The organism is Rhizobium sp. ZK1 (genome assembly GCF_047782645.1).
In the GTDB taxonomy this organism is placed as follows: Bacteria; Pseudomonadota; Alphaproteobacteria; order Rhizobiales; family Rhizobiaceae; genus Rhizobium.
On the sequence record NZ_CP180586.1, the window covers coordinates 3,411,203 to 3,423,886 of the forward strand.

At 60.3% G+C, this 12,684-nt stretch carries 14 protein-coding genes; 6 read left to right on the forward strand and 8 right to left on the reverse strand.

Annotated features, from left to right (window positions below; translation table 11 throughout):
* Positions 1-72 precede the first annotated feature (72 nt).
* The 5 genes from ACK9YZ_RS17420 to ACK9YZ_RS17440 are packed head-to-tail and all read right to left on the reverse strand — an operon-like array spanning position 73 to position 5,059.
* On the reverse strand, positions 73-1,782 hold the full coding sequence (locus ACK9YZ_RS17420) for a methyl-accepting chemotaxis protein (protein WP_416064651.1): 1,710 nt from the start codon (positions 1,780-1,782) through the stop codon (positions 73-75).
* A gap of 28 nt (positions 1,783-1,810) precedes the next feature.
* Positions 1,811-2,320 (reverse strand): chemotaxis protein CheW, encoded by a 510-nt coding sequence (locus ACK9YZ_RS17425; RefSeq protein WP_183735220.1) that lies wholly within the window; start codon positions 2,318-2,320, stop codon positions 1,811-1,813.
* The gene (locus ACK9YZ_RS17430) at positions 2,317-4,368 is read right to left on the reverse strand and encodes a chemotaxis protein CheA (protein ID WP_416064652.1); all 2,052 of its coding nucleotides are present in this window, start codon (positions 4,366-4,368) and stop codon (positions 2,317-2,319) included. The genes ACK9YZ_RS17425 and ACK9YZ_RS17430 overlap by 4 nt, the downstream gene beginning before the upstream one ends.
* Positions 4,365-4,733, reverse strand: coding sequence for a response regulator (locus tag ACK9YZ_RS17435; RefSeq protein WP_112544064.1), 369 nt, complete (start codon positions 4,731-4,733; stop codon positions 4,365-4,367). Before ACK9YZ_RS17435 ends, ACK9YZ_RS17430 begins: the two co-directional genes overlap by 4 nt.
* The gene (locus tag ACK9YZ_RS17440) at positions 4,730-5,059 is read right to left on the reverse strand and encodes an STAS domain-containing protein (protein ID WP_216755855.1); all 330 of its coding nucleotides are present in this window, start codon (positions 5,057-5,059) and stop codon (positions 4,730-4,732) included. The genes ACK9YZ_RS17435 and ACK9YZ_RS17440 overlap by 4 nt, the downstream gene beginning before the upstream one ends.
* Before the next feature lie 341 nt (positions 5,060-5,400).
* On the opposite strand from ACK9YZ_RS17440, the gene ACK9YZ_RS17445 reads away from it, so the two are divergent.
* On the forward strand, positions 5,401-7,146 hold the full coding sequence (locus tag ACK9YZ_RS17445; protein WP_416064653.1) for a chemotaxis protein: 1,746 nt from the start codon (positions 5,401-5,403) through the stop codon (positions 7,144-7,146).
* A 120-nt stretch (positions 7,147-7,266) separates the two neighbouring features.
* Here the strand turns inward: ACK9YZ_RS17445 and ACK9YZ_RS17450 are convergent, their stop codons facing one another.
* Entirely contained in the window at positions 7,267-8,349 is a 1,083-nt protein-coding gene (locus ACK9YZ_RS17450) for a tetratricopeptide repeat protein (protein ID WP_416064654.1), read from the reverse strand.
* A 10-nt stretch (positions 8,350-8,359) separates the two neighbouring features.
* Complete coding sequence (locus ACK9YZ_RS17455) at positions 8,360-9,013, reverse strand: thiamine phosphate synthase (RefSeq protein WP_416064655.1); 654 nt, start codon at positions 9,011-9,013, stop codon at positions 8,360-8,362.
* A gap of 108 nt (positions 9,014-9,121) precedes the next feature.
* Between ACK9YZ_RS17455 and ACK9YZ_RS17460 the strand changes: the two genes are divergently transcribed.
* Both ACK9YZ_RS17460 and ACK9YZ_RS17465 read left to right on the forward strand, forming a co-directional pair.
* On the forward strand, positions 9,122-9,886 hold the full coding sequence (locus ACK9YZ_RS17460) for a sulfite exporter TauE/SafE family protein (protein ID WP_416064656.1): 765 nt from the start codon (positions 9,122-9,124) through the stop codon (positions 9,884-9,886).
* A 65-nt stretch (positions 9,887-9,951) separates the two neighbouring features.
* Entirely contained in the window at positions 9,952-10,212 is a 261-nt protein-coding gene (locus tag ACK9YZ_RS17465) for an ArsR/SmtB family transcription factor (protein ID WP_113296103.1), read from the forward strand.
* Between the two features lie 156 nt (positions 10,213-10,368).
* Here ACK9YZ_RS17465 and ACK9YZ_RS17470 read toward each other — a convergent pair whose 3' ends face one another.
* Complete coding sequence (locus tag ACK9YZ_RS17470) at positions 10,369-10,542, reverse strand: YdcH family protein (protein ID WP_007826474.1); 174 nt, start codon at positions 10,540-10,542, stop codon at positions 10,369-10,371.
* Between the two features lie 230 nt (positions 10,543-10,772).
* On the opposite strand from ACK9YZ_RS17470, the gene ACK9YZ_RS17475 reads away from it, so the two are divergent.
* The 3 genes from ACK9YZ_RS17475 to ACK9YZ_RS17485 are packed head-to-tail and all read left to right on the forward strand — an operon-like array spanning position 10,773 to position 12,551.
* Positions 10,773-10,976: a YdcH family protein gene (locus ACK9YZ_RS17475; RefSeq protein ID WP_007826473.1), complete on the forward strand. Its 204-nt coding sequence runs from the start codon at positions 10,773-10,775 to the stop codon at positions 10,974-10,976.
* Positions 10,977-10,992: 16 nt separating this feature from the next.
* A complete protein-coding gene (gene purE, locus ACK9YZ_RS17480) occupies positions 10,993-11,487 on the forward strand; it encodes a 5-(carboxyamino)imidazole ribonucleotide mutase (protein WP_183735228.1) in 495 nt (164 codons plus the stop codon).
* Positions 11,484-12,551, forward strand: a complete 1,068-nt coding sequence (locus tag ACK9YZ_RS17485) for a 5-(carboxyamino)imidazole ribonucleotide synthase (protein WP_416066761.1) — start codon at positions 11,484-11,486, stop codon at positions 12,549-12,551. The genes purE and ACK9YZ_RS17485 overlap by 4 nt, the downstream gene beginning before the upstream one ends.
* Positions 12,552-12,684 lie beyond the last annotated feature (133 nt).

The window sequence follows — 12,684 nt, forward strand, 5'->3', positions numbered from 1 at the left end:
CACACGTTGCGGGATATTTCCGTCCGGGGCCGCCGAAACGGCCTCGGAGAGTTTCGGTTCACTGCGAAGCACTCAGGCGCTTTCGCGGAAATCGTCGTCACCGGCGTCCGGGCCGCCCATCGACATGTCCAGAGCAAAGCCCTTGGCACGTGCCTGCTGGGAAGCGACGGTGTTGCCATGGTTTTGTGTCGCCGGAGCCGGCTTGCGTGGGTTAGCGGCGGCCGGAGCCTTGATCACCTTGGCGGTCGTCTTTGCAGCGGTCTTCCGTACACCGGCACGGGTCGTGCCTGCCGTATCGACCTTGAAGAAGGCGATCGAGGCCTGCAGTTCCTCGGCCTGAGCAGCAAGCTCTTCGGAGGTTGCCGACATTTCTTCGGAAGCGCCGGCATTCTGCTGGGTTACCTTGTCGAGCTGCTGGATTGCTTCATTGATCTGCGAGGCGCCGATATCCTGCTCGCGGCAGGCGGCACTGATCTCCGAAACCAGCTCGGCAGTCTTGCGGATGTCAGGAACCAGGCGGCCGAGCATTTCGCCGGCGTCGCGAGCGGCCTTGACCGTGTCGCTCGACATGGACGAGATCTCCGCTGCTGCCGACTGGCTGCGTTCTGCCAGCTTGCGCACTTCCGAGGCGACGACCGCAAAGCCCTTGCCATGTTCGCCGGCACGAGCGGCCTCGACGGCGGCATTCAGGGCGAGCAAGTCCGTCTGGCGGGCGATTTCCTGGACGATGCCGATCTTCTCGGCGATCGTGCGCATCGCATCGACGGCGCGGTTGACGGCGTCGCCGGAAGCTTCCGCGTCCTTGGCGGACTGGCGGGCGATCTTTTCGGTCTGCGCGGCATTATCGGCATTCTGCTTGATGTTCGCAGCCATCTGCTCCATCGAGGCGGAGGCCTCTTCAGCGGAAGCCGCCTGTTCGGTCGCACCCTGCGAGACCTGCTCGGAGCTGGCCGAGAGTTCCTGGCTGCCCGAAGAAACGTTGTCGGCAGCAGACAGGGCATCCGCAACGACACCACGCAAGCGTTCGATCATGATATTGACGTTGCCGAGCAGTTCACCGATTTCGTCATGCGTGGTGATCTCGGCCATCTTCGTCAGGTCGCCTTCGGCAACTTCGCGGACAACGGTGTTGGCGCGGCTAAGACCCTTGCTGATGGTATTCGCGATCCAGAAGGCAGTGAGGCCAGCAACCAGCAACGCTACGGCAGCAACCGCAATCATCGTCGTGCGCGTCGTGGCATACTGCTGATCGGCGCTGTCATCAGCTTCCTTCATGCGCTGTTTTTCGAGCGTCAGAATTTCATTGAGCGTGGCGTCGATATCGTTGGCCGCCTGGCGAGCCGTCGTGACCGAGACATTGTTGGCGCCGTCCATATTGCCGTCCTTGATGAAATTTCGGATCTGGTCGTCGGCCTGATTGAATGCCTTGGAAAGTTCGGCAACTTGCTCCCAACGCGCCTTGCCTTGCTCGGTTGCAAGTTTCGTCACGGCGGCGAAGGCATCGGCGAAGTCCTTGCGAGCCTCGTTGCCCTTTTCGATCGCACCGGAAGCGTCGTCGGCATTGCGCGCGGTCATAAGGTTCTTCTGCTGGCGGATGGCTTCGAGCTGGGCGATATTGATCTGTTGCGCCAGGTCGAGGCGCGCGGCAGGACCGGCAAGAAGGTTACCGATTGTGTCGTTCAGCGAGCCGAGGCTGAAGATGCCGTAGGCGGCAGTGCCCATGAGCATGAGAATGATAAAGGTGAACGCTGTCACCAGCTTTGTCTTGATCGTCAATCGCATCGTCTTAACCCCTACTGATTGGCCCCGGCTAGTTGACGGCCCCCGCCGTCTCATGCCTCGATGAGAAAATCGCCTGCAAATTCGGGAGGATGATGAACTCGCCACCCCTCTTGACCAGGCAATTGATGTAATCGGCGCGCCAGCGCATACCCACGCTCGGTGGCGGTTCGCTGGCGCTCTTCGTCAGCGTCGTCACCTCGTTCACCTTGTCGGTGCGCATTCCAACGAGCGTCTGCTCCCCCTGCAGATCGACCTCGATGACGACGATACGGCTGTCGATCGTCGCTTCCGAAGCTTCCATCCCGAAAGCGAGACGAAGATCGGCGAGCGGAATGACCTTGCCGCGGAAGTTGATGACGCTGGCGACGAAAGGCTGGGCGCCCGGCACCGCAGTTTCAGGAAGCAGATCCAGGATTTCCTGGACGATGACTGCTTCCAGAGCGAAGGTCTCGCCATTGAGATCGAAAGTCAGAACTTCGACTTCCTCGGCATAATTCCAGTGCTTGTCGAATTTTTCGGCTGTTGCTGCTGTGCTCATCCTGCCACGCGCAATTGCGCCTCCTGTTGCTGACCCGCGGCAACGAGGTGCCCGACGTCAAGAATGAGAGCGACGCTGCCGTCGCCAAGAATGGTGGCGCCAGAGAAGGTCGCCACGTCGTTGTGCAGTTTCGACATCGACTTGATGACCGTCTGGTGGTCGCCGATGATCTGGTCGACCACGAGGCCGACGCGTTCTGTGCCCGTCGAGATGACGACCACCTTCTGATGCACGTCCGGCTTGGTGCCGGTGCGGAAGAGATCGCGCAGCCGCAGGAACGGCACCAGGCTGTCGCGCAGCGAGATGAAGCTGCGCCCACGCGAGCGGAGATCTTCTTCCAGCGACAGTTCGAGGCATTCTTCGACCGCCGAGAGCGGGATGACGTATCGGCCGGAACCGACACGCACCAGCAGGCCATCGATGATGGCGAGCGTCAGCGGAATGCGTAGCGAGACTTCCGAGCCCTGCCCCGGCAGGCTGACGATCTCGATTGCACCACGCAGCGCCTCGACCGTCTTCTTGACGACATCCATGCCGACGCCGCGGCCGGAAAGATTGGTGATCTGCGCGGCGGTGGAGAAGCCCGGCGCGAAGATGAGCTGCAGCAGTTCCTGATCGGAAAGCGGCTGACCGGGTGCAATCAGGCCAGAAGATTCCGCCTTGGCACGAACCCGCTCGCGATTGATGCCGCGGCCGTCATCCTTGATGGAGATAATGACTTCGCCGCCGGACTGGTGGGCGGCAAGCGTCACGGTCCCAGCTTCCATTTTGCCGGCGCCGAGGCGTTCGGCTGGCGGCTCGAGGCCGTGGTCGATCGAATTGCGGACGAGGTGGACAAGCGGATCGGCGAGGCGCTCGATGACGGTCTTGTCGACTTCGGTGGTCTCGCCTTCGGTGACGAGTTCGATCACCTTGCCGGTTTCACGCGCGAGATCATGGACGAGGCGGCGGAAGCGCGAGAAGAGCGTTCCGACCGGCACCATGCGAAGCACCATCATCGTGTCGCGAAGCTCGCCGGAGAGACGTTCGATTTCCTCCGAAACCGAGCGCAGGGCGATATCCGAGCTGGAACTTGCCAGCTGGCTGAGGCGCGACTGGGCAATGACGAGCTCGCCGACGCGGTCCATCAGTTCGTCGAGACGTTCTGCCGGAACGCGGACGTTTTCCTGCGCTTTTGCCTGGGCTGCGGCTTGGGCGGGTGCGGGCGTTTCGCGCTTCACCGGAACGGCCTCGACCGGGCGGAATTCCGGAGAGGCGGCGGGTGTTGCCGCGGCGACCGGAGCGGCGGCAGCCACATCCTTCTTTGTATCGACCGGTGCGGCCTGCGGACCGGCGATTTCCTGAACATCGAGCTCCATATCGTCCATGACGAAGATGAAGACGTCATCGATGGCGGAACGGTCCTGCTCGCTGGTTAGAACGACGTCCCAGGAGACGTAGAGTTCGGTCGGGACCAGATCATCGAGCGGCGGAATGCCTGACGTGTTTGCACGGACTGCGCATTCGCCGAGATCGCGCAGTTCATCCAGGAGGCCGAGCGGGTTGGTGCCGTTGGCCATGGCATTTGCCGGCAGGCTGAAACGGATGCGCCAGGTCGTCGTCTTCTTGGCAGGAGCGGCTGCCGTGACAGCGGGCGCTGCAGCGGCAGGAGCGGCAGCCTCCTTGGCCTCGGCCTTACCGCCGACGGCGGCCTGAAGCTGGGCAAGCAGCTTGTGGCCGGTATCGCCATGATCGGCATCGGGCTGCTCGACGAGAGCCTGCATATGATCCTGCGCGGCAAGGACAGCCGCGACGAGCTCGGCGGTAGCCGGAACCTCACCCTTGCGGACACGGTCGAAGGCCGTTTCGCAATGATGGGTGAAAGCAGCGAGCGCCTCGAAGCCGAACATCGCGCCCGAGCCCTTCAACGTGTGAAGGCCGCGGAACACGGCGTCGACGAGATCCTTGTTTTCGAGGTCGTGATTGAGGTCGAGAAGGCCGGCTTCGATCGCCTCAAGGCATTCGGCTGCTTCGGTACGGAATACTGCGACTGGATCAAGCGAGCTCATCTGCCAAGGACCTTCTTCACGATCTTAACGAGATTTTCCGGATCGAACGGCTTGGTGAGCCAGCCGGTGGCGCCGGCAGCCTTGGCGCGAGCCTTGAGGTCCGCATCTGATTCCGTCGTCAGGAAGATGATCGGCACGCCGGCCTGGGCGGGCAGCTTGCGCAGCTCCTCGATCATCGTCAGCCCGTCCATGACGGGCATGTTGAGATCGGTGACGATCAGGTCGAAATTGCCGCTTTTGGCGGTTGCCAGGCCCTCGGCGCCATTGACGGCTTCGGTGACTGTGTAGCCTGCGTTGGTGAGCGTGACCTTGGTGGTCAGCCGGATGCTGGCGGAATCGTCGACGGTCAGGATGTTTGCGCTCATAATGTCACCTCTTTATGCAACCAGAACTTCTTGTCTTCTTCATCGAAGGCCTCGGTAAATCCGGCCCGCTCGAGAACCTTGAGAAGCGAACCGCTGGCCGGAGTCGAAAGGGTAAAAGTCTTACCTGCGGCCTTTGCCTGACGGCGGGCCGCTTCGATGAGCTGAAGGAAACTCAGATCCGCCTCCGCATTCTCAGGGAGACTTAGAGTAATATTGTTATTGTCACGGAATCGATCAACAATCTTCGAATATACTTCTGAAGCATTACGAATGCTCAGAACTTCTGGAAGGGATATAGATTCGCAATATTGTGCCTGAGTATCCAATGCGGCCTCCATGGTCGGAGAAATACTTAACGACCCTAAAAGGACTCTCATGACAGGCTTAACAGCGCGTAAACGGCGGTTGTAGGAAAGTGCAATTAGCGCGAGTCCGGACTCCCTGAATTATCATCCAAGATAATTTATACTGAAGCCTTCTCACATTATAAAATACCATAAAAAACAAAAAGATAGACAGCGACAACGCAAGGCCTGTCAATTCTTGCCGAATACTTTCATAGGTTGTTAATCACAACGTTTACGAGTCTGCGGCGTTTACCAGCCGTTTCCATCCTGCCCGTACAAATAGAGTCAAATTGCCTGTGTTTATAAGTAAAGGTACAAAAATGACAAACGCGACGGCATCGGCACAGACTGCGTTTTACGCATCAGGTTTGGATATCAGTCAGACTCTGGAATCGGCCCGCACCCAGGTCGAGGAGCGCTTCCTCGAAGGTGGCACCGTCCTGCTGTCCGTCATGGATGTCCTCAATCGTCTGTTGACGTCGCTGGACCAGATCACCAAGGCGCTCGACAACAATGAGGCGAGTGATACCAGCGCCGATCTCAATGCAACCGTCCAGAACCTGATCGAGCTTCCGGGCGCCGAAGAAAACCGCCAGCAGGCCCTGGCGGCACTTGCCCAGACCGGTTCGGAACTGCACCGGCATGTCGCTGATATGCAGGAGACGATGCGTTATCTGCGCACCTTTGCGGTCACGGTGAAGATAACAGGCGCGGGCCTTGCCGAATTCGCGGGCTTCGCTCAGGAGATCCTCGAACGCATCTATTCGGGGACCGACGAAGTCAACCGTTTCGCTACCCATCTCGACAGCCTGCAGAAGGAAGTCAAGCTCGCCCTCTCGTTCGGCAACAGTCTCTCCAAGAACTATGCCGACACCGTTCCTGCCGTTGCCAGGGCACTCAAGGACGACGCGAAGAAGATCGCCGATCATCGCCAGAATCTCGGCGCGATCGCCCGCGACGTCGGTGCCGTTGCCCGTGGCGTGCAGGCCAAGGTCGCATCCACGCTTTCGGCGCTGCAGATCGGCGATATCACCCGCCAGCGCATCGAGCATGTGCAGAGCACCTTCTCGCTGCTGGAGGATTTTTTCGCAAGCGAGGACGGCGCCAGGCTCGATGCCGACGCACGCAAGCGCCTGCAGAACGTCATTCATCACCTGACGGCCGCGCAGATGGCGGACATGTGCACGGATTTCCAGCGGGATTCCCGCAATGTCGTGCAGACTATCGCGAGTTTCAGCCAGGATACGCAGGAAATTCTGAGGTTGCGCGACCAGATGAGTGGTCAGAGCGACGGCAATGGCGGCAATTTCATGCGCGCGCTGGAATCCAGCGTCTCGGCCGCCCACGAGATCGTCAAACAGGTCGATGCCGCGGGCCGACAGGCCGATCAGGTCAGTCAGTCGACGCTCGGCACCGCCGCGACGCTTCTGCACTCCATCGAGGCGATCCGCGCGGTCAAGACCGATATTCACTACATGGCGCTGAATACCAACCTGCGCTGCAGCCGTCTCGGGGAAGAGGGCAAGTCGATCAACGTCGTTACCGCCGAGCTGCGAATCTTTGCCGGCAAGCTCGACGATTCAGCCGACGCCATCGTCAACGGCCTGCCGGCACTCGAAGCCTCGGCCGGACGCGTTGCTCCTGCAAGCAGCGCCAAGAACGGCGGCCTTGCCGAAAGCCTCACCTCGGCGGTCGGCACGATCCGCTCCGCAGCCGACCTGATGGAAGACGAGCTCAAGGTGCTTGCCGAACATGGCCGCGAGGTCGCGACCAAGATCAACCTGCTGATCGGCAAGCTCGATTTCCAGCATGATCTCGGCGATGTGCTCGCTCGCTGTGCCGATGTTCTGGAAACCGTGGCCGGCGATCGGATCGCCGATATCTCCGACATCGCCGAGGCGATTGCTCCGCTCGACCGCAAGATCTTCAAGCTCTACACGATGGTGCAGGAGCGCAATGTCCATCGCGACATCGTTCCCGCCACCGAGGAAATGGCGGCACCCGCATCTGCTGAGCCGGCAAAAGCCCAGAGCGACGAGGATCTGTTCGAGGACGCGCTTTTTTGAAGCAAGACCCACGCGTTACAGCATCGGCCCAAAAATCGGAATCGATTTTTGGAAAGCCTGATGCGTAGATTCAATGAGCTATAGAGCGTTCTTAGTGCGTCCGAATGGACGCACGGCGCTCTAATTGGTCCGGCGGAACTTGTTTGCCGCCTCGATCGCCGCCTTCTGCTGGTCGTCCTCGATGCCGAGATAGAAATCCTCGAGCACCGGGTCGGTCAGCCCCGCCCGCCGCGACAGCACGTACCATTTCGCGGCCTCGATTGGATCGGGCGGGGTACCGAGCGCATTGATGTAGAGATGTGCGAGCTTGTTCTGTGCAACGACATTGCCGCGGTTGGCGGCAAACTTCAGCCACTCGAAGCCACGCACGTAATCCTTCGGCCCGCCGATACCGTTGACCAGCCAGATACCCATGTCGAGCTGCGCCGTATCGAACCCCGCGCGCGCCGCGCGCGCCAGCCAGTCGCGGGCCAGAAGCTTCTTGTCTTCAGGCAGATCGGCAACCTTCTGGTAGATCTGCGCAACTGCATATTGCGCATCGGCGACGCCCTGTTCCGCAGACTTCTCATAATAAGGCAAGGCAAGCTTCAGCCCCTTGTCGCCGCGATTGTCGGCAACGAGCGTCTGCGCCCAGTTGAATTCGGCAGACGAATTGCCCGCATCGGCCGCTTTGCGCATGAATTCATCGGCCTTCGCCTTGTCGCGCGTGACGTCGTTGCCCTCCATGAGGAGCAGGGCATATTTGAACATGGCTGCCGGATCGCCACCCTCTGCTGCCTTGCCGTACCAGAAGGCTGCGTTCTTCATGTCTCGCTTGACGCCAAGCCCCTGCGACAGGATTTCCGCAATCAAGGTCTGGGCAGCCGGATCGCCGAGCTGCGCCCGCGGCAACGCCTTGTCCATGGCAGTCAGGTAATAGCCACGCTGATAGGCGCCGAACGCCTCGTCGATCTGCCCCTTGTATTCCTTTTCAGGCGGCAGGTCGGGCAGCTTTGCACCCATACGATCGAAAACCCCGACGCCATCGGATGGAATGGCGCCAGCGGGCGGCTGCGGCCGGTCGGTACGGAATGTCTGGCTGGGCCTCGCCGAGGGTTCGGTAATCGCCTCACTCGCCTGGGCCAGCGCAAACTCCGGCCTGACCGCCAGCAGGGCGGTTATGCAAAGGAGAACGCATCTCGAAAGGCGGGCAGGGATCGGCATGAGGGCGATATCAATCCTCAAACCGTGGCGCTTTTTCGTCAAGCAAGGCATTGATCTGAGCCACGATCGAGGACGCCTGCGCCGGCTCCGCAAAAACCCCCATGCGCATCGCCACGAACTCCGCACCGGTCTCGGCAACGGCAAGCGCGGAAGCCGGATCAGTGCCGCCCATGACGATGCAGGGGATCTCGATCATCGATGCCCACCACTCGGCAAGCGCCAGATTCTTCGGATGCGCCTCCGGCTTGATGTCGCCATCGAGCTTGCCGAAGAAGATGTAATCGGGCCGTTCCTCGCCGACTTCCAGCGCCGTATGCCGGTCGGCCGCATTGCCGCCGCCGACGATCAGCTTGTCCGCGTAACGATCGATCGCATCGGCAATCTCGCTTGCCGGTCCGGTGATATGCAGGCCATCGGCCTTCGAACGGCCGACAACGCGGCTGTCGCCGGCGATCAGTGCCGCAGCACCGGCAGCCTGAATGATCGGGACAAGCTTCTCCGCGCGTTTCTGGAAGCTGCCGTCATCCAGACCGTATTGCGGCAGAATGACGGATGCGACATCGCCACCATCAAGCGCATCGGCGACGCTCTTCACCTGTTCATCGGCATCGGCGATGTCGGGCGCAACAAGGACAAGGCGGCAGCGGTTTTCCGGTTCGGTCATGAAGTCTTTCCATCTGCGGCGGTTTTTCCCGCTCTATGGCGGATCCGCACTCGTTTTGAGTGAGTAATTCCGATAGAGGGGGCTTGCAAGGGGAGGAACTTCAAAAGCATGCCGCAAGATCTGTCATTCTACTACGCTGCAATCCCGGCTGTCATTCTGGTCGGGCTTGCCAAAGGCGGGATGGGCGACGCTTTGTCGCTGATCGGCCTTCCCTTTCTCGCCCTCGTGGTCGCACCCGTCGAGGCCGCTGCGATCCTGCTTCCCATCCTTGTTTTCATGGACATGATATCGCTGGTGATCTGGCGTCGGCATGGCGACTGGACGACGCTGAAGATCATGCTGCCAGGCGCTATTCTCGGTATCGCCTTCGGCTGGGCCACCTCGGCTCTCGTACCAGGCAATGTGCTGCGTATTCTCATCGGCGCCGTCACCATCGCCTTCTGCCTGCGTTATTTCTGGAACAATTTCGGCCCCGGCAAGGGGAAGGTCATCCCGCCGCGGCCCCAGCGCCCGGTGCTGGCGAGCCTTTGGAGCACGCTTTCCGGCTATGGCAGCTTCGTCGCCCATGCCGGCGGCGCGCCCTTCCAGATCTATGCTTTGCCACTCAAGCTGCCGCCGCGGGAATTCACCGGCACTAGCGTGCGCTTTTTCGCCATCCTGAACGCCGTAAAGCTCATTCCGTATTTCGCGCTTGGCCAGCTCGACACCCGCAACCTCCTGGCCTCTGCTACGCTTCTGCCCTTCGCTCCGCTGGCAACAATCACCGGCGCATGGTGCGTACGGCGCATGAAGCCGCAGATATTCTATCCCTTCATGTATGCCATGGCGCTGATCGCCGCTTTACTGATCCTGCGCGAAGGCATGCTCGAATAGGGTTGCCTTCCGTTGCGATGCACAATTTCCTTGCTGCAAGAGCCTGTTTGACGTAGCTTTTTGCGATGTCGAACGCGGACCCCTTCACTGCGATTGCCGATCCGAACCGGAGGTTTTTGCTGGAGGAATTGCGGCGCGCGCCGAAGACGGTCAATGAGCTTGCCGAGGGCCTGCCGATCAGCCGCCCGGCCGTGTCGCAACATCTGAAGGCGCTGCTTGAAAGCAACCTCGTGTCCGTGACCTCGGAAGGCACGAAGCGCATCTACACGGTCAACAACCGCGGTTTCGACAAGCTCAATCTCTGGCTCGATCAGTTCTGGGCCTGAAGACGCCCTTTTCTCATAAAAACGCCAGCCCGATGCCGCATGCAAGGGACTGGCGCTTGATTTCGGTTATTCACCGGGTCTTGCTTGATAGTCTAGAAAACTGGGGAATTTACCTTTTCTTTCACAAGACTGATATCCGGCGATATCCTGGAAAGATCAATGGACGGATGACTTGAGACGCTCGATCTCGTCCTTGATGCGCAGCTTACGGCGCTTGCATTCGGCAAGTTCAGTATCGGAAATAGAGGGAGATGTTCTCAGGGCATGCAACTCCTCCTCGAGAGCGACATGCTTTTTCTGGAGCGATTCAAGATGAGCTTGAACAGTCATTTGACCCTTCCTTCCTCTTACCCTTCCCCAGCCATCCATTGCTGGAGATCCAAGGTGTCAACCAGCGGACTGTGACACATTTTTAAAGGCTTGTCGAAGGCCAAAAGATGAAGACTAAGCGGCAAATTCATGATCAACACTAACTTCCCGTTACCTCTATTTGGTGATAGGAGCTTGCGGAAATTATCGGCAGACCGGACAAGGTCCGAAGACGATCATGGGGAATACAAATGGCCGATCAGGAACAGGCGGAAATCAGGCTCATGGTGGCGCGTTTGCGCCAGGAGCACGAGGATTACGACGCCGCGATCAACGCCATGATTGAGACAGGCTGCGACGCGCTGCGCATCCAGCGCATGAAGAAGAAGAAGCTGGTCATCAAGGACAAGCTCTCCAAGTTGGAAGACCAGATCATCCCCGATATCATCGCCTGAAGGAACGATTGTGACGATGACAGACAGACCGCCAGTCGCCATTATCATGGGCAGCCAGTCCGACTGGGAAACCATGAAGAATGCTGCCGATACGCTGGAGGCGCTGGAAATCGAGTATGACGCGCGTATCATCTCGGCTCATCGCACACCCGACCGGCTCGTCACTTTCGCCAAGGGAGCACGCGCGGAGGGGTTCAAGGTCATCATTGCAGGCGCTGGTGGTGCGGCCCACCTTCCGGGAATGACGGCTGCCATGACGCCGCTGCCGGTCTTTGGCGTGCCGGTCCAGTCGAAGACGATGTCCGGTCAGGACAGCCTGCTTTCCATCGTCCAGATGCCGGGCGGCATCCCCGTCGGTACGCTTGCCATCGGCAAGGCCGGCGCCATCAACGCTGCTCTTCTCGCCGCTGCCGTGCTCGCCCTCTCCGACGAGGAGATCGCCGACCGCCTCGACGAATGGCGCGAGCGCCAGAGCGCCTCGGTCGCCGAATATCCGATGGACGATCTCTGATGGTAAGAACGATAGGCATCATCGGCGGCGGCCAGCTCGGCCGCATGCTCGCCATGGCCGCAGCCCGGCTGAACTTCCGCACAATCATATTGGAGCCACAGGCCGACAGCCCCGCCGCCCAGCTCGCCAACCGGCAGATCGTCGCCGCCTATGACGATCCGGCAGCGCTCGCCGAATTGGCTGATCTCTGCGACGTCGTGACCTACGAGTTTGAGAACGTGCCCGTTGCGGCTGCAGAACGGCTGGCAAAGAATGTGCCTGTCTATCCACCCCCGAAGGCGCTGGAAGCCGCACAGGACCGCCTCATCGAAAAACGTTTCATCAACGGCTGCGGGATCCCGACCGCCCGTTTTCATGCCGTCGACAGCCAGGCCGATCTCGAGCAGGCGTTGAAGGATTTCGGCGGTCAGGGTGTGCTGAAGACCCGCCGCCTCGGTTATGATGGCAAGGGCCAGAAGGTGTTCCGCTCACCGGCCGACAGTCCTGACGGGACCTATGCGGAGCTCGGCTCAGTGCCGCTCATCCTCGAAAGCTTCGTCGCCTTCGAGCGCGAGATCTCGATCATCGCCGCCCGCGCCACTGAGGGAACCGTGCTCTGCTTCGACCCGGCCGAAAATGTCCATCGCAACGGCATCCTTCATACATCGACCGTGCCGGCGGCGATCTCCGCTGCCACCGCCGATGCGGCACGCAAGGCTGCTGAACAAATCCTCACCGCGCTCGACTACATCGGCGTCATCGGCATCGAATTCTTCGTGCTGACCGATGGCAGCCTGATTGCCAACGAAATGGCGCCGCGCGTCCACAATTCCGGCCACTGGACCGAAGCCGCCTGCGTCGTCTCGCAATTCGAGCAGCATATCCGCGCCGTCGCCGGCCTGCCGCTCGGTAATCCGCGCCGCCATTCCGATTGCGTGATGCAGAACCTGATCGGCGACGATATCCTGGCCGTTCCGGACTGGCTGAAACGCGACGACACGCTTGTGCACCTCTACGGCAAGACCGAGTCGCGCCCTGGCCGGAAGATGGGCCACGTGACGATGCTGACGGGCAAAACCACCTGAACCTTTGCCCGGACAGCGCCTGAAAACCGCGGAAAAAAGCCTTCACGTGGTTGACACAGGGCAGAGGCCGGGTTATCTGCTCCCCCACCTGAAGAGCGCGCCCAGCCGGCGCGCTTTTGATTGTTAAAGATAC